Here is a 21279-nt window from a genome sequence, read left to right on the forward strand (position 1 = left end):
CTCAAGCACAAGAACCCCATCACCCCCTACGACGGCAAGGCACTCTCGGGTGTCGTCCGCAAGACCTACCTCCGCGGCGCCCTGGTCGACGGCCGGACCCCCACCGGCAAACTCATCCGCCGCGGCGGGATCTGAGCCGTGCACGCCGACGAGGCCGAACTGGTCCGGGTCCAAGGGAGGGGCGGCCGACGGCGGAACACCCGGCCCGCCGCGCGAGGCCGGCGGAATACAGCATCTGGTGGAACTGTTGTTCATCACAGACCCAGGTAACCAGTCCGATTTTCTCCTCGATCAAAGGAATCCCATGAACACCAATCTCACGGTCAAGCTCCAGCCCGGAACCCAGGCTCCGGACTTCGCCCTGCCGGACGCGGAGGGCAAGCAGATCGCCCTGGCCGATTACCGCGGCAGGAATGTCATCGTGTACTTCTACCCGAAGGCCGCGACGCCGGGCTGCACCACCGAGGCCTGCGATTTCCGCGACAACCTGGCCTCCCTGCAGGGTTCCGGCTACGAGGTCCTGGGCATCTCACCCGACGGCCCGGAAGCCCTGGCCCACTTCACCGGCGACTTCGCATTGACCTTCCCCCTCCTCTCCGACGAAGACCACGCCGTGGCCCTCGCCTACGGCGCCTGGGGCGAAAAGCTGATCAACGGCGAAATCACCGAGGGGCTCGTCCGCTCCACCGTGGTGCTCGACCCCGAGGGCAACGTGACGCTGGCGCAATACCAGGTCAAGGCCCAGGGCCATGTGGCGGCGCTGAAGGAAGAGCTGGGCCTCTAGCCCCGACGCTCCCTCACCTTCCGCGCGCACCAACCCGACGCTCCCTCACCTGATGTGAGGGAGCGTCGGCCGTTAGACGTCGAAACGTGAGGGAGCGCCGGCCGCCCGGGTCCCCGCCACGATGGTGGCCGTGGACCGGAGCCGGATGGCGCCGTCGTGCTCATAGCGGCCCAGCAGCTGGAACACGTCCGAGCGGATCAGTTCCCGGGCAGCCGTATCCGCCTGGGCAAGGCCCGCAGTTACGGTGGCAGCGATCTCGGTCATGAACTCCCAGTAACTCTCCGGCGAATTCCGCACCAGTTCTGTGCTGACTTTCCGCTCCGTCACGTCGAGGAGTCCTGCATTCTGGAAGACCCGGCTCATAAATCCCAGGGCGGCGCACCGGAACAGCCCGGGTGCGCCTTGTGCCGGCAAAGGCAACTCCGTGTGCCGTGCGATCGTCCCCAGGACGAGGCTCGCCCAGGGGTTTTCCGCGGCCCGGCTCCAGACTGCGGCGCTGATCCGGGCCCCAGGCTTGGCCGTACGGACCATTTCCGCCAGGGCAGCAGACATATCCGGAAAGTACATGAAGCCGAAGCGGCACAGGACCGCGTCAAAAGTGCCGTCGCCGAACGGCAGGGCGGCGGCGTCGCTGACCGTGGTGTGCACGTTCCGCAGACCCCGCGCCGCTGCCTTCTCACGCGCCACACGGAGCATGCCCTCCGAAATGTCGGTGAGGGTCACGCTGCCCTCGGGGACGAGGCCGGCCGCGGTGAGACCGGGCTCGCCCGTGCCGGCCGCGACATCGAGCACGGAGGAGTCGGACCGGAGCCGGGCCTCCGTGATCAGGGCATCCCCGAACGGTGCATGCCAGCCGAGCACTTCAGCGTCCCATTTCTTCCAGCCGGCCGAGAACTGATCCCAGATAGTCCGTTGCTGGTCCCGGATATGGTCCGCTGCCGGCGACATGGCGGTTCCTTAGCTCGTCAGTACCTGGGCCTCCCCCATCCTTAGTGTGCTCCCGCCAACCAATCGCGGCAAACAGAAATTTACGGGGGTTTCAGGCGGGGTTTCAGCCGGGGATTTTCACGCTGAATTGAACGTCACGCAGGCGTCCAGGCCGGTGGCCCCGGTTCCCGGCGCAGGTGCCCTGGGCGCCAGTGAGGCTTCGGCGCCGCTGGCCTCGGCAAGCTGTTGGACGATGGACAGACCCAGCCCGCTGCCGTCGCTGTCCGCCCGGCCCCGCCAGAACCGGCTGAACGCCCGCTGGCATTCCGCCAGGGACAGGCCCGGACCCTCATCCAGGATGTGCAGTTCGATCGTGTCGGGCTGTTGCCCGCGGGACACCACCAGCATGATTTGCGATCCGGGCGGGGCGACGGCGAGGGCGTTGTCGATCAGGTTGTCAATGATCTGCTCAGCCGCCCCCGGCAGGACCATGATGGGCGCCTCCGGCGGGGCGTCCAGGCTGATCCGGACCCCGGTTTCCTCGGCGAGCGCCTCCCATTGCTCCTTGCGGGTCAGCGCGACGTCGGCGAGGTCCGCCGCGACCGGGAGAACCGTCTGGCCTTCGGCCCTGCTCAGCAGCAGCAGGCCGTCGATGATCCGTTGCAGCCGGTAGGTCTCTTCAAGGGATGCCGCCACCATGGTCCGGCCCGCTTCCGGGTCTGCCGGCATGGCCTGGACCGCGTTCTCGAGCCCGAGGCGCAGCCCCGTCAGCGGGGTGCGGAGCTGGTGGGAGGCATCGGAGGCGAACCTCCGTTGTTGGTCGAGCAGATGCTCCGTCCGGTCTGCCATCCGGTTGAACGAAACCGCCAGGGTCCTCAGCTCCGGCGGACCCACGCCTTCCTCGGTGCGGGTGCCGAGATTGCCCTCAGCGAAGAGTTCCGTGGCCCTCCGCAGCCGCTTGAGCCTGCTGGTCACGGCGCCGGCCATGAAGTATGCCACGACGCCGGCAAGCAGCACCGTAGTGCCTGCCACGGTCCAGATGGTCCGCAGCTGGCCGTTCACCTGGTCGGACACGACAGACGCCGGGTAGGTCAGCCGGACGGCGCCGGAAATCGTGTCACCGCTGAGCACCGGCACCGCGACGTACAGCAGGTCCAGGCCCAACGTCTGGGAGTACCGCTGGCCGGTGTTGATCTGACCGGTCAACGCCGCGGCGATTTCGGGCCGTGTACTGTACGGGGATCCGGTGGCTGACTGATCATCATCCGAGGTGGCAACCGCTGTCCCCGCGGCGTCCACGATCACCACGCGGGCGCCGCTCGCCTCCCGGTAGCGGCGCACATCCGTGGCCACGTCCCCGGGCATGGCGCCGCCGGTTTTCAGGGCGTCCCCGGTCCGGCCGGCCATCAGAAAGGCATCGCGTTCCAGCGAGGTGGTCAGGCGGTCACGCTCCACGCGGACCAGGTAGCTGCCCAGCGGAATGTCCTGTACCAGCACCACGAGCAAGGTGATGAGCATGAAGGCACCAATCAACCGCCATCTCATCCGGGAATGCCCAGCCGGAAGCCGACGCCCCGCACGGCCTCGATCCAGCGCGGATCACCGAGCTTCTTCCGGATCGCCGCCACATGGGCATCCACAGTCTTGGTGGTCCCGTACCAGTCGCTGTCCCACACGGCGCGAAGGATTTCACGCCGCTGGAACACCGCGCCGGGATCTTCGGCCAGATAGTAGAGGAGTTCGAACTCCTTTGCCGTCAGACGTACCTCGACGCCGTCGAGGACCACCCGCCGCGACCGCTGGTCTATGCTCAGGCCGCCGAGGTTCCGGTTGAGGGCGTCCGGCTGTCCGTCCGGGACCCGCTCGTCCGTGCGGCGGGCGACGGCCCGGATCCTGGCGATGAGCTCCCGCATGCCGAAGGGCTTGACCAGATAGTCGTCGGCACCGAGTTCCAGGGCCAGCACACGGTCGATCTCCTCGTCCCGGGCGCTGACAACGATGATCGGGGTTGCGGTCAGCGCACGGACGGCCCGGCACACGTCAGTTCCGTCCATATCCGGCAGCCCGAGGTCCAGGAGCACAAAATCCGGGCAGGAGTCCCGGACGGTGTCCAAGGCATGGCCGCCCGTGGCAACATGGCTGGCCGCGAAACCGGCCCTGGTCAAACCTTCCACGACGCCGGCGGCTACTGACTCGTCATCCTCCACTACCAGGATCTGCATACCCCTGATTATGTTCCCGGCTTGCGAAAAAAACTGGTGCCGGCCGTTTTTTGGGCGGATTGCGTCAACAATCTTGGACAACTCTTGGATTTTCGCGGGGCCGATCTTGTCCCTGGGATTCCTAGAGTTGAGCCATGAAAACAAAAACAGCCCTGGCCCTGGCAACGGCAGGAGCCCTGCTGACCGGCTCCGCCGCGCTCGCCGCGAATACCCTGACCCTGAACAGCTCACCGGCCGGGAACACAGTCCCCGCGAACGGGGTCCTGCTCCCGCAGAATTCCACCACCGCCGAGCCGGTGATCTCCGAATTTCCGTCGCCAGCGTCTGCCAAGAGCCCTGCTGCCACGTCCCGTGCCGAGGCGCCCAGCAAGACCGACAGCGCGTCAGACAAGGCAGGCGCTCCCCACAGCGCGTCCAACACGGCCGGCGCTCCCGACAGCGCCTCCAACACGCCAAGCCTCCCCCGCCCGGCCGACGACACGCCACATTCCGAGGATGTCCGCCATTCCGGCACCGACGATGCCGCCGTCGCCCGTCCCGTGGCGCCCGCGCCGGCACCGGCGCCTGCCCGTTCCGTCGAACCCGGCGATGACCACTCCGGAGGCGGCGCATCCGAGCCCGGCCACAGGCACTCCGGCAAGGACGACTGAGCAATCCACCCAGGCGGGCGCCCGAGCGGCACCTGCGCGTGGCCGCCGCGGCCGGGCAGTAGGCTTAACGGCATGTCTTCCCCAGAAACTCCGGCGCCCGAGCGGCGCGAGGTCACCGTGCGCCGGGCACCGAAGTACGTGCCGTTCCTGATCCTGGGCGCGCTGGTGGGCATTGCCGTGGCCGCCTTCATCGCCTTCGGAATTCCGGGAGATGAAAACTGGGACCCCAGCGCCGTCTTCGGCTTCTTCCTGGTCCTCTGCGGCGCAGGCGGCGCCATCCTCGGCGCCATCGCCGCGCTCATCCTGGACCGCCTGAGCGTCCGCCGGGCCGAGCGCGCCGTCGTCGAGTCCGTCCCCGAGGCCGACGACGACGACCTCCCTGAGCCGGGCGGCCGGTCATAAACCGGCCGCCGGAAAAGTCATAGCGCATCCCGTGAGATAATCAACCAGTGGCACGCGGCGATGGAAAACTTTCTCATGATCTTCTCCCTGGCGAAAAAGGCCCCCGGGACGCTTGCGGCGTCTTCGGGGTCTGGGCACCAGGTGAAGAAGTAGCAAAACTAACCTATTACGGGCTGTATGCACTGCAGCACCGTGGTCAGGAGTCGGCTGGCATAGCAACCAGTGACGGCGCCCGGATCAACGTCTACAAGGACATGGGGCTCGTATCACAGGTCTTCGACGAGACGACGCTGAACACCCTGACCGGGCACCTGGCCGTCGGCCACTGCCGCTATTCCACTACCGGCGCCAGCCACTGGGCCAACGCCCAGCCGACCCTGGGCGCGACCGCCACGGGGACCGTGGCCCTGGCCCACAACGGCAACCTGACCAACACGGCCGAGCTCAAGGCCATGATCATGAACCGCAACGACGGCCAGCTCAGCGGCGAGATGAAGCAGGGCAACACCTCGGACACCGCCCTGGTCACGGCACTCCTGGAGGGTGAAGAGGGCAAGTCCCTTGAGCAGACGGCCATGGAGCTGCTGCCCAAGATCAAGGGCGGCTTCTGTTTCGTCTTCATGGACGAAGGTACCCTCTACGCGGCCCGCGACGCCTACGGCATCCGCCCGCTCTGCCTGGGCCGGCTGGACCGCGGCTGGGTTGTCGCCTCCGAACAGTCCGCCCTGGCCACCGTCGGTGCCAGCTTCATCCGCGAGATCGAACCCGGCGAATTCATCGCCATCGACGAGGACGGCGTCCGCTCCCAGCGCTTCGCCGAGGCCACGCCGGCCGGCTGCGTCTTCGAATACGTCTACCTGGCCCGCCCGGACGCCTCCATCGCGGGCCGCTCGGTCTACGAGTCCCGCGTGGAGATGGGCCGCCAGCTGGCCCGCGAAAACACCCAGGAAGCGGACATCGTCATTCCGGTCCCGGAGTCCGGCACCCCCGCGGCTGTCGGCTATGCCGAGGAATCCGGCATCCCGTTCGCGCACGGCTTCGTCAAGAACTCCTACGTTGGCCGTACCTTCATCCAGCCCTCGCAGACGCTGCGCCAGCTGGGTATCCGACTCAAGCTCAACGCGCTGGAATCCGTGATCCGCGGCAAGCGGGTTGTGGTGGTGGACGACTCGATCGTCCGCGGAAACACGCAGCGCGCCATCGTCCGGATGCTCCGGGAAGCCGGCGCCGCCAGCGTCCACATCAAGATTTCCTCCCCGCCGGTCAAGTGGCCGTGCTTCTACGGCATCGACTTCGCCTCCCGGGCGGAGCTGATCGCCAACGGCGCCACCGTCGAAGAGATCACCCAGGCCATCGGCGCCGATTCCCTGGCCTACATTTCCGAAGACGGCATGATCGGCGCCACCCAGCAGCCGCGCGAACGCCTTTGCACCGCCTGCTTCACCGGCAAGTACCCGATCGAGCTGCCGGGCGCCGACAAGCTGGGCAAGAACCTGCTGGAACGCACGGACCTCGGCGGCCTCCCGGCCGCCGGAGATGCCGCCCTCGGCGCCGCAGCGTCGGAATCCGCCGCCGAAGCCGCCGCCGGTATCAGCACCGATGAGGATCCGGCCGAGAAAGCCGGGGCCACCGGTTGCGATCCGGGACCGGACGCTGAATTCGAAGAACTGCTCACCGATGCCGATCGCATTGATCGTTCAATCGTTGCCGACAAGAAAGAGCCCGTATGACTTCCGCCTCCGCGGCCGCTGACATGAACGCCGCCCAGAATGCCGCCGGCATCACCTACGCCTCGGCCGGCGTCGACGTCGAAGCGGGGGACCGCGCCGTCGAACTCATGAAGGACGCCGTCAAGGCCACGCACAACTCCTCGGTGATCGGCGGGGTCGGCGGGTTCGCCGGCCTCTACGACGTCTCCCGGCTGCTGACCTACAAGCGCCCGCTGCTGGCCACCTCCACCGACGGCGTCGGCACCAAGGTGGCCATCGCGCAGGCGATGGACATCCACGACACCATCGGCTTCGACCTGGTGGGGATGGTCGTCGATGACATCGTCGTGGTGGGCGCCGAGCCGCTTTACATGACCGATTACATCGCGTGCGGCAAGGTTGTCCCGGAGCGCATCGCGGACATTGTCCGTGGCATCGCGGCCGCCTGCTCCGTGGCCGGCACCGCCCTGGTGGGCGGCGAAACCGCCGAACACCCGGGCCTGCTGGGCGAGAACGAGTACGACGTCGCCGGTGCCGCCACCGGTGTGGTCGAAGCCGACTCGCTGCTGGGCCCGGACCGGGTCCGTGCCGGCGACGTGGTGATCGGCATGGCCTCCTCCGGCCTGCACTCCAACGGCTATTCCCTGGTCCGCCGCGTCATCAACCACGCCGGCTGGGCCCTGGACCGCCAGGTCTCCGAACTGGGCCGCACCCTGGGCGAGGAACTGCTCGAGCCCACCCGCGTGTACGCCGCGGACTGCCTGGACCTGGCCCGCACCTTCCCGGTCAGCGGCTCCGCAGCCGGGCAGGCCGTGCACGGCTTCAGCCACGTCACCGGCGGCGGCCTCGCCGCCAACCTGGCCCGTGTCCTGCCGCAGGGCCTGCTGGCCACCGTGGACCGCGCCACCTGGGAACTGCCGGCCATCTTCAAACTGGTCGCCGAACTCGGCAACGTCCCGCTGGCCGACCTCGAGCGCACCCTGAACCTCGGCGTGGGCATGGTCGCCATTGTTTCCCCGGAAGCCGCCGACGCCGCCGTGGAGCGCCTCAACGACCGCGGCCTGCCGGCCTGGATCATGGGCACCGTGGAGGAGAATTCGGACTCGGTCCTCAAGACCGGCGCGGATTACGTCCAGGGCGCCAAGGGCGTCGACGGCGGCGCCGTCCGTCTGGTCAACGCCTACGCCTGACTCCCTTCCCATCGAGTGCTCCGCAACCGCCGTTTTGAAAGCTGAAAACGGCAGTTGCGGAGCACTCGCCGCTTAAACCTGCACGAGGCTGAAAACACCGCCCTGCGGATCCTGCAGGGTGGCGATGATGCCGGCCTCCTCACCGTCCTCCGGCCCGTCAGGTTCCACGAGGACGACGGCGCCTGCGGCCACCGCCGTGGCCACCGCGGCCGCGACGCCCGAGACGCCGAAGTACACCTGCCACTCGGCCTTGCGGGTTCCGTCCTCATCCGCCGGCAACGGGGCGATCCCGGCCACCTCCGCGCCGTTGGAGATGAGCGTCGTGTACGTGCCGCCGTCATCCTGCGGGTATTCGGTCACCTCATGTCCGAACAGCTGCTGGAAGAACCCGACGGCGGCCTGCGGCTCGGGCGTGACCAGCTCGGCCCAAGCAAGGGCGCCGGGCTCGTTGCTCCGGGCGGTCCCGAAGTGCGTGCCGGCCTGCCACACGCCGATGGTTCCTCCGCCGGGTGCCGCGAGGAAGACCATGACGCCGGTGTCAGCCACCGCCTCCGGCCCGAACTGCACCTCGCCGCCCGCATGCGGGGCTTCCCCGGCAACGGCCTCGGCGTCGTCCGCCGCAAAGTAGATGTTCCACTGCGCCGTGGCCCCGGACGCCTCCTGCTGCTGGTTCTGCGGGGCGATGACCGTGACGAGGTCGTTGTCCAGGAAGGCCTTGGCGTAGCTCCGGCCGTCAGGGGTCGGCAGGTCCTCGTAACGCCAGCCAAAGACCCCGGCGTAGAAGGACTTCGCGGCCTCGACGTCCTGTGTCTGCAGGTCCGCCCAGCAGACCTCGCCCGTTTTGTAGCCCGTGCGACCGGTCACGGCGTGCCGGACGTTTCGCCGGCCATGAGGCTGAAGGCCGCTCCGTTCGGGTCCGCGAGCACGGCCAGCCGGCCCACTCCGGGGACGTCGAAGGCGGGGGCATGGACCGCCGCGCCGAGCTCCTGCGCCCGTGCCACGGCTTGGTCCACATCCTCAACCTTGAAGTAGGTCATCCAGAAAGCAGGCACTCCCTCCAGGGGCTGCCTCATGGCGCCGGCAACGGACTGTCCCTCCACCAGGAAGGTGGTGTATTCGACCAGGTCGCCGGCGGGGCGCGTTTCCGTGGTGCAGCCGGTGACCGCCTGGTAAAAAGGAACTGCCCGGGAGACGTCGTCGGTCTGCAGCTCGCTCCAGACCACGGCGCCGGGTTCGTCAGCCAGCCCTGAGCCGATGTGTGTCCCGGCCTGCCAGAAACCGATCTCGGCGCCGGTGGGATCGGACGCGAAAAACATCCGCCCGGCGCCGTTCGGAACGTCATCCGCGGGCAACAGCAGCGTTCCGCCGGCCTCCGTGGCCCGGGCGGCTGCCTCATCGGCGTCATCCACCGCGAGGTAGTTCTCCCAATGGGACGGCACCCCGGCGGCCGCCATGTCCGGCATCTGCTGCATCATTCCGGCCACATAGCGGCCCTGGAGCTTGGCCATGTAGTACGTCATGTCCGGCCCGGCAGGCATGGCGTCCAGCTCCCAGCCGAACAGCTGCGAGTAAAACGTTTTGGCCGCCTCGATATCAGTCGCAGAAAGATCCACCCAGCACGGCGTCCCCTGCTTATAGCTTTCAACCTGTGGCATAAAGAATCATTCCCCTTCGAACCATCGATGAACGCGCCGGCAAGCCGCCCACGAACAACCTAGTACGGGGCCCTGACCCTGACAACAGCCCCGGCGCCCGGGCGGTGGGGTGCCGGTTGTGGTGCCGCGGGCCACCGGAGGACAATGGCCGCAGCGGCAAACCCGCCGCAACTGATCAATCCTCCAGAATGGAATGGGACCATGGCCGGCCGCGTGGACATTGACGGGCACCCCACATGGGTGGACGACCGCGGGGGCGCCGGCGAGCCGCTCCTGCTGCTGCATGGCGGCCTGAGTAACAGCGACGCACTGCTCAACAGCATCGGATCCGGCCTGTCGGAGCAGTTCCGCGTCGTAGCCTTCGATCGCCGGGGCCATGGCTATACCGCGGACACGGATGCCGGGTTCCACTATGACGACATGGCAATCGAGGCGGTCCGGGTGCTCGAGGACGTTGTCGGCGCCCCGGCACACCTCGTGGGCTGGAGTGACGGCGGAATAATCGCGCTCCTCGTGGCGCTCAGGCGCCCGGACCTCGTGGACAAGCTCGTTGTGATTGGCGCCAACTACCATCACGACGGCGTTATGTCCGTTGAGATGGACCCGCATTCGCCAGCCATGCAGGAACTGGGCAACGCCTACCTGGAACGGTCCCCCGACGGCGCCGGGCACTTGGAAGTCGTCTTCAGCAAGAGTCTGGCAATGTCCAGTTCGGAGCCCGCGCTTACCACCGCCGACGTCGCCCAAATCCCGCGCCCGGTGCTCGTTGTGGTCGGTGACGACGACTTCGTCACGTTGCCCCATACCGTCTCACTGTACGAGGCCCTGCCCGAAGGCCAGCTCGCCGTCGTTCCCGGAGCATCGCACGCGCTTCCGCTGGAACAGCCGGACACGGTCACGGGCCTCATCCTCAACTTCCTGGCAGCTGCCGGGCCGCCGCAGACGCTTTTTCCGATCCGGCGCGCCCGGCCTGCCCGCCCCTGGAGTCCGGTGCCGCTGCCGGCAACAGAAAAGGCCCGCGGGACACACCGATAACGGCGTGCCCGACGGGCCTGATACCTGGGGTCAGCACCCACGGTGCTGTAAAGAAGAGCCGGGGTGCCGCACTGCAGCTTCGCCGGGCGGCAACTAACCTATCCGGCGGGAATCCACCTCGTCGTCGTCTTCTTCCAAATCGTCCGCGTACTTATCCACGTAGGCTGAATAGTCCGGCTCGACCGGGTCATCCGCGAAGTGGCTCGTGGCACGGCCGCCCGGGCCCGTGAGCTCGCGCTGAAGTGCCGAATAGTCAGTGTTCGGGGAGTAGTACTTGATATCCCGAGCCTGCTTGGTAGCTTTTGCCTTTTGACGGCCGCGCCCCATGGCGTGACCCCCTTTGTACTCGGACCGGAGGTGGTCACCTTGGCGATCGGTGAGGCCCCGGAATGTTTGGTCAATTTGTCGTACACCTAGATTACATGCTTTCGGGCCCGACTGCTCGCCAGCGCCGCCCTTGTGGACCGTGTGGCGCGTCCGGCGGCCCCGGCCGGGGCCCGGCGGCATGCGGCCCGGCAGGCTTCTTCGGTAGAGTTCCGTAGTGGACTCCCGGAAAAAGGCCATGGCGCCGGGCCTCCAGTCGCGGCAAAGACGCACGGAAGTGGTGAATTCTCAGTGACCGAAGAGAACGCAAGGCACGGCGATGCCGGGCTGCCTGGGGCTCCTCCCTCCGGTGGGCTGCGCGGACAATCAGGGCCGGGCATCCCACCGCGACCCTCAACACCGCCGACGTCCGGGACGCCGGTAGTGCCGCCTGCCGCACGGTCATCACCCGTCCGCCCTTCCGTGCCGCCGGCCAGCAGGGAAGACACCCGAAATTCCTTCACCGACTCCCGCCGGACAACGGCCGGAACCGCCGCCTCCGGCGCCGGCAGGCTGGTCTCGGCGCGCACCGCCCAGGTGGGCGGCTGGCTCCGGCGGCAGGGCCTGCCGAGGGTCGGCGCCGGCGTGGCCGGACTCCTTGTCATCGGCGTCCTGGCCTGGTGGCTGGCGTCCTCGCTCGGGGGCGGCCCCGGCCCCGCGGCCGGGGACAGCTCCCCCGCTCCCGCCGCAGCGTCGTCGGCTCCCGCCAGCCGTGGACCGTTGCCGCTGGCGGGCGTCAATGCCCTGGACTTCCGGCTGGGCGACTGCTTCAAGGACTTCGATCCCGAGGCCCCGCAGTCCACCGTTGTGGCCTGCGAAACCGGCCATTCGGCCCAGCTGGTCGCCGTCGGGACGTATCCGGCTGCGGACGCCTATCCGGGCCGCGACCCGCTCAAGCAGAAAGCCCTGGACGCCTGCAAGGCGGCGCCGCTCACGGACAAGCCGGCCGACTATGTCCTGAGCTACAAGCTTGCCTACCCGAGTTCCACCAGCTGGGACACGGGCGACCGTCGGGTGGACTGCTTCGTCACCGCCGACACAGGAAATGTCCTCCTGGAGACCCTGCTCCCCCAGCCGTAAACCGGCAGCAGGGCGGGGAGCCGGCTGCCGGGGCAGCCCCGCTAGTCCCTGCGCCGCACCGAGAGACCGCCGCTGGTGGCCGCACCGCCGTCGGGCCAGTCCGAAGCCAGCGCGCCACCCCCGGTGAGTTCCTCCAGGTCCGGGGCGGTGTCCACCAGCACGGTGTCACCGTCCGTGATCTCGCCGGCGAGGATGGCCCTGGCCAGCCGGTCCCCGATCTCGCGCTGCACCAGCCGGCGCAGCGGACGGGCGCCGTAGGCCGGATCGAAGCCGGTCACCGCCAGCCAGGCACGGGCGCCGTCGGTGACTTCCAGGTTGAGGCGGCGGCCCTTCAGCCGCTCCCCCAGCTCCTTGACCTGCAGTTCCACGATCCGGGACAGCTCCTCGACGGTCAGCGGATCAAAGAGCACCACCTCGTCCAGCCGGTTCAGGAACTCGGGTTTGAAGGCCGCGTGCACCGCCGCCATCACGGCGTTCCGCTTGGCCGTGGCATCCAGGGCTTGGTCCACGAGGAACTGGCTGCCCAGGTTCGAGGTCAGCACCAGGATCACGTTGCGGAAGTCCACGGTGCGGCCCTGGCCGTCGGTGAGACGGCCGTCGTCGAGCACCTGCAGGAGGATGTCGAACACCTCCGGGTGCGCCTTCTCCACTTCGTCGAGCAACAGCACGGAGTATGGGCGACGGCGGACGGCTTCGGTCAGCTGGCCGCCTTCCTCGTAGCCCACATAGCCCGGAGGCGCCCCGACGAGGCGGGCCACCGTGTGCTTCTCCGAGTATTCGGACATGTCGATCCGCACCATGGCGCGTTCGTCGTCGAAGAGGAAGTCCGCGAGGGACTTGGCGAGCTCGGTCTTGCCGACGCCGGTGGGGCCCAGGAACAGGAAGGAGCCGGTGGGCCGGTTGGGGTCGCTGATGCCCGCCCGGGCGCGGCGCACGGCGTCGGAGACGGCGGTGACGGCTTTCTGCTGGCCGATCAGCCGCTCGCCCAGCACGTGTTCCATCTCGAGCAGCTTCTGGCTTTCGCCCTGCAGCATGCGCCCGGCCGGGATCCCGGTCCAGGCGGAAATCACCTCGGCGATGTCATCCGCGGTGACTTCGTCGGCCACCATGAGCTCCTGCTTTGAACCCCCGCCTGCCACGCGGGCGGACTCCGCCTCGGCGGCGGCGCTCAGTTCGCGTTCGAGAGCGGGGATCTCGCCGTAGAGGATTCTGGACGCCGTCTCGAGGTCGCCCTCGCGTTCGGCCTTTTCCTCTATGGAACGCAGCTCATCAAGCTTCGCCCGGAGGTCGCCCGCCCGGTTCAACCCGGCTTTCTCGGCCTCCCAGCGGGCATTCAGGGCCGCGAGCTCTTCCTTCTTGTCCGCCATGTCCGCGCGGAGGGCGGCAAGGCGTTCCACGGACGCGGCGTCCTTCTCATTGGCAAGGGCAAGCTCCTCCATGGTCAGCCGGTCCACCGACCGGCGCAGCTGGTCAATCTCCTCCGGGGCGGAATCGATCTCCATCCGCAGCCGGGACGCGGCCTCGTCCACGAGGTCGATCGCCTTATCCGGCAGCTGCCGGCCGGAGATGTAGCGGTTGGAGAGCGTGGCGGCGGCGACGAGGGCGGAGTCCGAAATGGAGACCTTGTGGTGCGCCTCGTAGCGCTCCTTGAGCCCTCGGAGAATGCCGATGGTGTCATCCACGCTCGGCTCGCCGACAAAGACCTGCTGGAACCGGCGTTCCAGGGCCGGATCCTTCTCGATGTTTTCCCGGTACTCATCCAGCGTGGTGGCCCCGATCAGGCGCAGTTCGCCACGGGCCAGCATGGGCTTGAGCATGTTGCCGGCGTCCATGGAGCTGTCCCCGGTCGCGCCGGCGCCCACCACAGTGTGGATCTCGTCGATAAACGTGACGATCTGCCCTTCGGAGCTCTTGATCTCCTCCAGCACCGCCTTGAGCCGCTCCTCGAACTCGCCGCGGTATTTGGCACCGGCCACCATGGACGCGAGGTCCAGGGCGATCAGGGTCTTGCCGCGCAGGCTCTCGGGCACGTCGTTGGCCACGATCCGCTGGGCCAGGCCTTCGACGACGGCGGTCTTGCCGACGCCGGGCTCGCCGATGATCACCGGGTTGTTCTTCGTGCGGCGGCTCAGGACCTGAATGATGCGGCGGATTTCTGCGTCACGCCCGATCACCGGATCCAGCTTCCCCGAGCGGGCAATGGCGGTGAGGTCGGTGCCGTACTTCTCCAGCGCCTGGAAGGTGTTTTCCGGGTCCGCGGTGTTGACCTTACGGTCGCCGCGGACGCCGGGCAGGGCCGCGAGCAGTGCCTCGTGGGACGCGCCGGCGTCGCGCATCAGCTTTCCCACCGCATCGCTCCCGGCGGCGAGTCCCAGCAGCAGGTGTTCGGTGGAGACGTAGGAGTCCCCGAGCCGGTCAGCCTCGGCCTGCGCAGCCTTTATGGCCAGCAGCGCGGTGCGGGACAGCTGGGCCTGCTGCACGGAGGTGCCGGAGGTGGAAGGGAGCGCCTTGATGGCGGCGCTGGCCCGGACGCTGACCGCGTCCGGGTCGGTTCCGGTGGCGCGGAGCAGCGCGACGGCGACGCCCTCCCGCTGGTCCATGAGGGCCTTGAGCAGGTGGGCAGGTTCCACCTGGGGATTTCCCGCCGTCGAGGCGTTCATGGCTGCTGCCGCAAGAGCCTCCTGGCTCTTGGTGGTGAATTTGGCGTCCAAAGAGAGCTCCTTCCGGATTGACTGCTATTAAAGTTGAGTCTATCCCGCTCAGGTTTTGGTGGACTCCCCTTGAATCCAAGTTTGCCGACGGCGAAACGCCTGCCCAGCCTTTGTGTCCTTGCCGGACGCCCGGGCCCCGCATCTGGACCCGCCCCGGGCCCCGCGCCTGGATCCGCGCCTGGACCCGCGGACATGCCCTCCGCTGGCCCGCGCGACCGGACATAACCCCACTATGCCCAGTGGCTGAGCCCAGGAATGGGCATGTCCCCCGGGGCGCGGGGGCGGGAATGGGCATGTCCCCCGGCGGATGATGGCCGCACGGCAATTCCGTGGCCGGCTCCCCCAAGGAACCGGCCACCGAACCGTGGCTCTTTTGCATCTGAAGCTTGTCATATCCTTGACTGATCTGTCACGTCGAATGTCAAGGGCGGGCGGTGGGTATTCTGGGCAGCATGGACGAGACGGCGGCACCGCAGAACCCCATCACCCGGAGTGTTTTCTTGGACAAGGAAAATCCGGCGGTATGGAAGGCACTGAACGGACTGAAGCTTAAAGCCCGGGAGGCTGCCGATGAGGCTGGACTCGACCGGACGTTGACGGAGTTGCTGAATATCCGAATTTCCCAGATCAACGGTTGTGCCTACTGCCTTGACGTGCATGTGAAGGACGCCCTGGAGAACGGCGAAACGAGCCAGCGGCTTGCCGTGCTGCCTGCCTGGCGCGAAAGCACGTTGTTCGCCGAGAAGGAACGTGCGGCTCTCGCCCTGGCCGAGGCCGTCACCAACGTCAGCGATTTCGCTGCCCGCGAGCGGGACAGCGGCTACGCCCGGCATCACCTCACGGTCGAGGAATTTTCCGTCATCAGCTGGCTGGCGATCACGATGAATGCCTTCAACCGGCTCTCCATCATCAGCGAACACCCCGTCCGGCGCCGGCAGCCGTGACTGCAGCCCGGAGCCGCCGCCCCGGCTACGCCGGGTAAATGGACACCGCGGCTGCCTTGACCACGAAGTAGACGCCCAGGCCCGGCACCAGGCCGAGGTCCCCGGAAGCTGCCGGTGTGACATCGGCGGACAGTTCCCCGGCCCGGATCCGGATCTGGTCCCCGTGCGACTCCAGGTCCGTGATGGTCACCGGAAACGAGTTCCGCGGGCTGCCGTGCGCCTCGCTGAGGAAAACGGACACCGCCGAGGGCGGGAAGGCGGCCACCCCGGCCTGCCCGGGGATGAGCGGGACGTCATGCTGTCCGGTGAACTCCAGGCCCTCCGCGGAGCGGATCCCGGCCGCGGTCGCGGAGCCTGTGACCAGGTTCAGCCCGGCCAGGCCGGCGGCGAAGCTGCTGCGCGGCCGCCGGAGCACCTCGCGGGTGGGGCCTTCCTCGGTGATCCGGCCATCCTCCATCACGATCACACGGTCCGCGAGCATGTAGGCGTCCAGCACGTCGTGCGTGACGATGATGGCCCGGCGGCCCGCCAGGACCCGCTTCAGCAGCCGGCGCAGCAGCGGGGCGGCGTGGATGTCCAGGGCGGCCATCGGCTCGTCCAGCAGCAGCACGTCGGGACCGGCTGCCAGCGCCCTCGCCACCGCCACGCGCTGGGCCTGTCCGCCGGAGAGTTCCCCGGGGCGCCGGGAGGCAAGGTCTTCGGCGTCGACCTCGGCCAGCCAGCGCAGGGCGGCCTCCCGGGCCGCCCGCTTGGGCACCCCGGCGCTGCGCGGCCCGAAGGCCACGTTCTCGAGCGCGCTCAGGTGCGGGAACAGCAGCGGTTCCTGGGCCAGGAGGGCAGTGCCCCTGCGGTGCGGGGCGGTCCAGCCGGCCGTCCCGTTCCTGCTGGCTGAAGGCAGGTCGAACAGGATCCGGCCGTCCACTTCCGCCCTGCCCGTATCGGGGCGCAGCAGGCCTGCAACCACAGCGAGCAGAGTAGATTTCCCGGCGCCGTTGGGCCCCAGAACGGCGAGCGTCTCGCCGGCCCCCAGCCCCAGGGACACCTCGAAGCCGCGGGCGGCGACGGCGGCGTCCATCCTGAACGTCATGCCCCAGTCCCCGGCCCGGCGCTGCCCCGGATCCTGGCAGGCGCCGAACGCCGGTAGGAGAGCCCGACGACGATCACCGCCACCGCCACCAGCAGCAGGGAGAGCGCGACGGCGGCGTCGGCGTCGGTCTCGCGCTGCAGATAGATTTCCAGCGGCAGCGTGCGCGTGACCCCCTGCAGGCTGCCTGCGAAGGTGAGGGTGGCGCCGAATTCGCCGAGGCTCCGGGCGAAGGACAGCACGGTCCCGGAGGCGAGGCCGGGCAGGACCAGCGGCACCGTGACCCGGCGCAGCACCGTGGTGGGGCGCGCGCCGAGAGTCGCCGCCAGGGCCTCATACCGGCTCCCGGCCGAGCGCAGGGCACCTTCGAGGCTCACCACCAGGAACGGAAGGGCCACGAAGGTCTGGGCGAGCACCACCGCCGTCGTCGAGAACGCGATCTGGATCCCGGCCACTTCCAGGCTCCGGCCCAGCAGGCCCTGCCGGCCGAAGGTGTACAGCAGGGCGATGCCGCCCACCACCGGCGGCAGGACCAGCGGCAGCAGCACGAAGGAGCGCAACAGAGACTGCCCGCGGAAGCGCCCGCGGGCGAGCACCAGCGCCAGCGGCACGCCCAGCAGCACGCACAGGAGGGTGCTGGCGGCGGCCGTGCGAAGACTCAACCCGAGCGCGGTGAGGGACGCTTCGGAGGTCACCAGCGGGAGGAACTGCGGCCAGTTGACCTTGGCCACCATGGCCGCCAGCGGCAGCAGGACGAACAGCGCGCCGACGGCCGCCATCGCCATGATCCAGACTGGAATCCCGCTGTACTGGTGGCCCGACGTGCTGCCTGTTCTTTTTCCTGTGCCGTTTCCCCGGCGTCTTGGGGGACTCATCCGCCGCCTACGGTGCGCCGAAGCCGGCGTCGAGGAGGACTTTCCGGCCCTCACTGCCAGTCACCGCGGCGATGAAGGCGGCGGAGAGGTCCTTGTTCCTGCTGGTCCGCACGGCGGCGATCGGGTAAGTGTTGACGGCCCGGGCCGACTCGGGGAGCGGGATTCCCCTGACCTTGTCCCCGGCGGTCTTGACGTCAGTGACATAGACCAGTCCGGCGTCGGCTTCACCCGAGGTGACCTTGCCCAGGACATCGGTGACGGAGGATTCCTCGCTGACCGGCTGCAGGGTGATGCCGCTTGCCTTCTGGACCGTCTGGGCCGCGGCGCCGCAGGGCACCTGGCTCGCACAGATGACGACCTTCACGCCCGGCTTGGCGAGGTCCGCAAACGAGCCGATCGAGGCGGGATTTGCCGGCGGCACGGCGATGGTCAGGACGTTGGTGGCGAAGTCCCTGGGCGATCCTTCGATGAGCGACGCGCCGGAGAGCTTGGCCATGTTCTTCGTATCGGCCGAGGCGAACACGTCCGCCGGGGCCCCTTGGGTGAGCTGGGTAACCAGATCGGAGGAACCGGCGAAGCTGAGCGTGACCTTGGTTCCCGGGTTCCTGGCCTCGAAATCGCTGGCCAGCCTGGTGAAGGTGGCCTTGAGCGACGCCGCCGCGAAGACCGTGATGCTCCCGGAGGGTCCGGCGTCCCGGACCCGCCCGCTGCGGCGGCGGCGGAGGAACTGCCTGCGGCGGCGGGGGTGCCCGATGCACAGCCGACGAGGCCGGTGGCCAACGCACCCGCGAGAAGGAAGGCCGGTGAAAATTTCATAGGATGCTCTTCCCTTTCGGCGTTTCGATGATGACTGTGGTCGCCTTGACGACGGCGGTGGCAACCGATCCGAGCTCCAGCCCCAGGTCCCGCACGGCCTCGCTGCTCATCAGCGACACGACCCGGAACGGCCCGCACTGCAGTTCCACCTGCGCCATGACGGTGTCCGCGGTGATGGCGGTGACCAGCCCGACGAAGCGGTTCCGGGCCGAACTGCCCACCTTGGCCGGGTCATCCGGAAGCTGCGCCTGTTCCCGGGCCAGCCGCGCGAGCTCCAGCCCGTCCACGGCCAGCCTGCCGGCGTCGTCCCTGAGCGGGGTCAGGCTTCCGTTCTCGGTCCAGCGGCGGACGGTGTCATCACTGACGCCGAGGAACCGGGCCGCTTCGGAAACGCGAATATTGGGCATAGGAAAACTCTAGCTTGCATCTGCGGTTTATAGAGAACCAATTCTCCGCAAATACCAATGGGGCCGGACCTCCCTGTGGCAACGCTCCCTCACCTCCTGCCGCTTTTTGGCCGACGCTCCGTCGCATCCCGCCGCTTTTTGGCCGACACACCCTCTGCCTGCCTGAGGGAACGCGGGCCGCGCCGACACGAAAGGCGAGGGAGGGTCCAGCGGTGGACCCCGCATTAGACTTCCTGCATGGCCGTCGATGTTGATCCGTCGCCCCGTACCTAATGGCACGTGTGCTCGCTACACGGGGGCGGCAGTGTCAGCGGCGCAAAGTAGGCTTTGGGGATCACGGACGATGATTACCAATATGACGTCGCACTCTCCTTTGCAGGAGAACAGCGCGGTTATGTGAACGAAACCGCTGCCGAGCTTGTGCGACTCGGGATACGAGTCTTTTACGACGACTACGAGAAGGCGGACCTTTGGGGAAAGGACCTCTATTCTCACCTCGACTACGTCCACCAAAAACAAGCCCGATACTGCATCATCTTCGCGTCAGCGGAGTACGAGAAGAAAGGTCTGGACCAACCACGAGAGGTCCAGCGCTCAGGCCCGCGCCATTGAGCACAGCAAGCAGGAGTACATACTCCCGGTCAGGTTTGATTCGACTGAGATCCCTGGGCTGCGGAAAACCATCGGCTACTTAGCCTTGATCCACCGATGAGATTGGGATCGGGTCCGGCGTTTTAAACACGAAATGCCCGTCTTTGGCGAATTCCAGGGGTCGATGCAACACCCGAGGTCAGCTGGCTATTAGTAAATCACGAAGTGCCTCGGCCGGAGTATTCCAGCCGAGTGTTTTGCGGGGGCGGGCGTTGAGTTCCTGTGCGACGTGTTCGAGGTCCTCGGGGCCGTAGGCGTTCAGGTCGGTGCCTTTGGGGAAGTACTGACGCAGCAGCCCGTTGGTGTTCTCGTTGGATCCGCGCTGCCAGGGGCTGGCCGGGTCGCAGAAGTAGACGTCCATGTCGGTGGCGATGCTGAAGGCCTTGTGTCTGGCCATTTCGACGCCCTGGTCCCAGGTCAGGGATCCCCGCAGGTGCGCCGGCAGCTTGCCCATGGTTTCTATGAGCCCGTCGCGGACCGATTCGGCGGTGTGATCGACCGGCAGGTGCACCAGCATCACGTAGCGGGTCGTGCGTTCCACCAGCGTTGCGATCGCCGACTGGTTGTAGGTTCCGGTTATCAGATCCCCTTCCCAGTGGCCCGGGACGGCGCGGTCCTGGACCTCTGCGGGGCGTTCGGAAATGTTGATCATCGGGTCCCGGAAACGATGGGTGCGTTCCTCGGGGTTCTTGTGCTTCTTGCGGCGTGTCCGTCCGCTGCGCAGGGCCTCTTTGACCTCGCGTTTGAGTCCGCCGCGGGCCTGGAAGTAGAGGGCCTGGTAGATCGTTTCGGGGCTCACGCGCATCTGCTCGTCATCGGGGAAGTCCTTGATCAGCAGCTTCGAGATCTGCTCCGGGGACCAGCGTGTAAGGAGCTTGGTTTTCACGTAATCGTGCAGTTCCCCGGGTTCGGCCAGTTTACTGTCCTTGGGCCGTTCCCGTGCCGCCGTGGCGGTGCGGTGGGCGCCGTAGGGTTGGTAGCCGAGCACGGGGTGGCTGTTGCGTTTGATCTCCCGGCTGATGGTGCCCACCGATCGGCCCAGGGCCCTGCCAACCGCCTGCATGGAGGTTCCTTGGGAGCGCAGGTCCGCGATCTTCTCCCGCTCAGGCAAGGACAGGTAGCGGGTACTGATGGGCTGTTCCAGGGCTTCCAAAGCCACCGGAGCCGCCGGCGGTGGTGGCAGCGCCGGCACCAGCTCCGGCGGGGCTTCCGGTGCCGTAACGGGGGCCGGTGGTTCGGCTAAAGCAGTAATCACTTCCTGTTTATACGGCACGTCCGGGGCGTTGGAGCCAACGGCGCGGCCCTTGGCCATATCCCGCTCGTCCTCCCACAGGTACCCGCTTTTGCGGCTCGCACCGGCGGTGGCAGCGGCCTCCATCCGGCCGACGCCCGCTTCGCGCAACCGTAGGAATTCGGCGCGTTTCCCCACCCCTGGGTGGATGGACCCGATTCCGGCATGACGGGCCCAGCTCACGCACTGCGATCTCGCCAGACCGAGCTCCCGGGCGGCCACGCTGACACTGCCCACACGAGCGAGGACGGCGAAGAACTCGTCCTTCTGTTCCTGGGTGGCAGACTGCTTTGCCACCGGATTTGTACGGGGTTTGCGGGTGACGGCGCCAGCCTTGTAGGCCCAATGGAAGCAGGTTTGGACATTGATTCCCACCGTCTTGGCCGCGAGGCTCACCCTCCCCAGCCGGTCCAGCAAGACAAAGAACCTGTCCTTCTCGGCTTGGGTGTATTTTTGGCCCGATTTCCTGCCGGAAGGTCCTGC

General features: G+C 67.7%; 19 protein-coding genes and 1 pseudogene. 8 read left to right on the forward strand and 12 right to left on the reverse strand.

The annotated features are described in order from the left end of the window. Positions 1-304 precede the first annotated feature (304 nt). Positions 305-784: a thioredoxin-dependent thiol peroxidase gene (bcp, locus tag J9611_RS19170; RefSeq protein WP_211882606.1), complete on the forward strand. Its 480-nt coding sequence runs from the start codon at positions 305-307 to the stop codon at positions 782-784. 72 nt (positions 785-856) lie between these two features. On the opposite strand, the gene J9611_RS19175 is transcribed toward bcp, so the two are convergent. The 3 genes from J9611_RS19175 to J9611_RS19185 form a co-directional block, all read right to left on the reverse strand. Beyond that, positions 857-1732 (reverse strand): class I SAM-dependent methyltransferase, encoded by an 876-nt coding sequence (locus tag J9611_RS19175; protein WP_211882608.1) that lies wholly within the window; start codon positions 1730-1732, stop codon positions 857-859. A gap of 117 nt (positions 1733-1849) precedes the next feature. Further along, entirely contained in the window at positions 1850-3229 is a 1380-nt protein-coding gene (locus tag J9611_RS19180) for an ATP-binding protein (RefSeq protein WP_211882610.1), read from the reverse strand. A gap of 23 nt (positions 3230-3252) precedes the next feature. Further along, a complete protein-coding gene (locus J9611_RS19185) occupies positions 3253-3933 on the reverse strand; it encodes a response regulator transcription factor (RefSeq protein WP_211882612.1) in 681 nt (226 codons plus the stop codon). A gap of 134 nt (positions 3934-4067) precedes the next feature. Here J9611_RS19185 and J9611_RS19190 point away from each other — a divergent pair, with 134 nt between their 5' ends. The 4 genes from J9611_RS19190 (at position 4068) to purM (ending at position 7884) form a co-directional block, all read left to right on the forward strand. Next, positions 4068-4583: a hypothetical protein gene (locus tag J9611_RS19190; protein WP_211882614.1), complete on the forward strand. Its 516-nt coding sequence runs from the start codon at positions 4068-4070 to the stop codon at positions 4581-4583. 72 nt (positions 4584-4655) lie between these two features. Beyond that, positions 4656-4985 carry a hypothetical protein gene (locus tag J9611_RS19195; RefSeq protein ID WP_211882616.1) on the forward strand — a complete coding sequence of 110 codons (330 nt, stop codon included), beginning with the start codon at positions 4656-4658 and terminating at the stop codon, positions 4983-4985. Between the two features lie 47 nt (positions 4986-5032). Then, positions 5033-6715 (forward strand): amidophosphoribosyltransferase, encoded by a 1683-nt coding sequence (gene purF, locus J9611_RS19200; protein ID WP_211882618.1) that lies wholly within the window; start codon positions 5033-5035, stop codon positions 6713-6715. Continuing rightward, a complete protein-coding gene (purM, locus tag J9611_RS19205) occupies positions 6712-7884 on the forward strand; it encodes a phosphoribosylformylglycinamidine cyclo-ligase (protein ID WP_211882620.1) in 1173 nt (390 codons plus the stop codon). Before purF ends, purM begins: the two co-directional genes overlap by 4 nt. Positions 7885-7956: 72 nt before the next feature. Here the strand turns inward: purM and J9611_RS19210 are convergent, their stop codons facing one another. Continuing rightward, positions 7957-8748: a VOC family protein gene (locus J9611_RS19210; protein WP_211882621.1), complete on the reverse strand. Its 792-nt coding sequence runs from the start codon at positions 8746-8748 to the stop codon at positions 7957-7959. Then, a complete protein-coding gene (locus J9611_RS19215) occupies positions 8745-9497 on the reverse strand; it encodes a VOC family protein (protein ID WP_307857158.1) in 753 nt (250 codons plus the stop codon). Before J9611_RS19215 ends, J9611_RS19210 begins: the two co-directional genes overlap by 4 nt. Before the next feature lie 243 nt (positions 9498-9740). Here J9611_RS19215 and J9611_RS19220 point away from each other — a divergent pair, with 243 nt between their 5' ends. Then, positions 9741-10574 carry an alpha/beta fold hydrolase gene (locus tag J9611_RS19220; RefSeq protein ID WP_211882625.1) on the forward strand — a complete coding sequence of 278 codons (834 nt, stop codon included), beginning with the start codon at positions 9741-9743 and terminating at the stop codon, positions 10572-10574. A gap of 93 nt (positions 10575-10667) precedes the next feature. Here the strand turns inward: J9611_RS19220 and J9611_RS19225 are convergent, their stop codons facing one another. Then, positions 10668-10901, reverse strand: a complete 234-nt coding sequence (locus J9611_RS19225) for a DUF3073 domain-containing protein (protein WP_211882627.1) — start codon at positions 10899-10901, stop codon at positions 10668-10670. Between the two features lie 420 nt (positions 10902-11321). Here J9611_RS19225 and J9611_RS19230 point away from each other — a divergent pair, with 420 nt between their 5' ends. Further along, positions 11322-12017, forward strand: coding sequence for a septum formation family protein (locus J9611_RS19230; RefSeq protein WP_307857159.1), 696 nt, complete (start codon positions 11322-11324; stop codon positions 12015-12017). 41 nt (positions 12018-12058) lie between these two features. On the opposite strand, the gene clpB is transcribed toward J9611_RS19230, so the two are convergent. Beyond that, the gene (clpB, locus tag J9611_RS19235; RefSeq protein ID WP_211882629.1) at positions 12059-14728 is read right to left on the reverse strand and encodes an ATP-dependent chaperone ClpB; all 2670 of its coding nucleotides are present in this window, start codon (positions 14726-14728) and stop codon (positions 12059-12061) included. A gap of 452 nt (positions 14729-15180) precedes the next feature. Between clpB and J9611_RS19240 the strand changes: the two genes are divergently transcribed. Then, the gene (locus J9611_RS19240) at positions 15181-15672 is read left to right on the forward strand and encodes a carboxymuconolactone decarboxylase family protein (RefSeq protein WP_211882631.1); all 492 of its coding nucleotides are present in this window, start codon (positions 15181-15183) and stop codon (positions 15670-15672) included. A gap of 25 nt (positions 15673-15697) precedes the next feature. Here the strand turns inward: J9611_RS19240 and J9611_RS19245 are convergent, their stop codons facing one another. The 5 genes and pseudogenes from J9611_RS19245 to J9611_RS19265 all read right to left on the reverse strand — a co-directional run bounded on the left by J9611_RS19245 (position 15698) and on the right by J9611_RS19265 (position 20883). Then, entirely contained in the window at positions 15698-16759 is a 1062-nt protein-coding gene (locus tag J9611_RS19245; protein WP_211882633.1) for a sulfate/molybdate ABC transporter ATP-binding protein, read from the reverse strand. After that, entirely contained in the window at positions 16756-17541 is a 786-nt protein-coding gene (locus tag J9611_RS19250; protein WP_246528069.1) for an ABC transporter permease, read from the reverse strand. Before J9611_RS19250 ends, J9611_RS19245 begins: the two co-directional genes overlap by 4 nt. 97 nt (positions 17542-17638) lie before the next feature. Further along, positions 17639-18447, reverse strand: a pseudogene (gene modA / locus J9611_RS19255) (molybdate ABC transporter substrate-binding protein). Further along, the gene (locus tag J9611_RS19260; RefSeq protein WP_211882637.1) at positions 18444-18854 is read right to left on the reverse strand and encodes a TOBE domain-containing protein; all 411 of its coding nucleotides are present in this window, start codon (positions 18852-18854) and stop codon (positions 18444-18446) included. Before J9611_RS19260 ends, modA begins: the two are co-directional and overlap by 4 nt. A 790-nt stretch (positions 18855-19644) precedes the next feature. After that, positions 19645-20883, reverse strand: a complete 1239-nt coding sequence (locus J9611_RS19265) for an IS30 family transposase (protein WP_443701386.1) — start codon at positions 20881-20883, stop codon at positions 19645-19647. Between the last annotated feature and the right edge of the window lie 396 nt (positions 20884-21279).

The organism is Pseudarthrobacter albicanus, from assembly GCF_018224015.1.
Taxonomy (GTDB): Bacteria; Actinomycetota; Actinomycetes; order Actinomycetales; family Micrococcaceae; genus Arthrobacter; species Arthrobacter albicanus.

Coding starts and splice junctions, on each gene's coding strand:
- J9611_RS19245 (WP_211882633.1), bottom strand. CDS start 16,759: ATGACGTTCAGGATGGACGCCGCCGTCGCCGCCCGCGGCTTCGAGGTG.
- J9611_RS19185 (WP_211882612.1), bottom strand. CDS start 3,933: ATGCAGATCCTGGTAGTGGAGGATGACGAGTCAGTAGCCGCCGGCGTC.
- J9611_RS19240 (WP_211882631.1), top strand. CDS start 15,181: ATGGACGAGACGGCGGCACCGCAGAACCCCATCACCCGGAGTGTTTTC.
- purM (WP_211882620.1), top strand. CDS start 6,712: ATGACTTCCGCCTCCGCGGCCGCTGACATGAACGCCGCCCAGAATGCC.
- J9611_RS19265 (WP_443701386.1), bottom strand. CDS start 20,883: ATGGAGGCCGCTGCCACCGCCGGTGCGAGCCGCAAAAGCGGGTACCTG.
- J9611_RS19250 (WP_246528069.1), bottom strand. CDS start 17,541: ATGGCGATGGCGGCCGTCGGCGCGCTGTTCGTCCTGCTGCCGCTGGCG.
- J9611_RS19220 (WP_211882625.1), top strand. CDS start 9,741: ATGGCCGGCCGCGTGGACATTGACGGGCACCCCACATGGGTGGACGAC.
- J9611_RS19180 (WP_211882610.1), bottom strand. CDS start 3,229: ATGCTCATCACCTTGCTCGTGGTGCTGGTACAGGACATTCCGCTGGGC.
- J9611_RS19195 (WP_211882616.1), top strand. CDS start 4,656: ATGTCTTCCCCAGAAACTCCGGCGCCCGAGCGGCGCGAGGTCACCGTG.
- J9611_RS19190 (WP_211882614.1), top strand. CDS start 4,068: ATGAAAACAAAAACAGCCCTGGCCCTGGCAACGGCAGGAGCCCTGCTG.
- J9611_RS19225 (WP_211882627.1), bottom strand. CDS start 10,901: ATGGGGCGCGGCCGTCAAAAGGCAAAAGCTACCAAGCAGGCTCGGGAT.
- bcp (WP_211882606.1), top strand. CDS start 305: ATGAACACCAATCTCACGGTCAAGCTCCAGCCCGGAACCCAGGCTCCG.
- J9611_RS19175 (WP_211882608.1), bottom strand. CDS start 1,732: ATGTCGCCGGCAGCGGACCATATCCGGGACCAGCAACGGACTATCTGG.
- J9611_RS19260 (WP_211882637.1), bottom strand. CDS start 18,854: ATGCCCAATATTCGCGTTTCCGAAGCGGCCCGGTTCCTCGGCGTCAGT.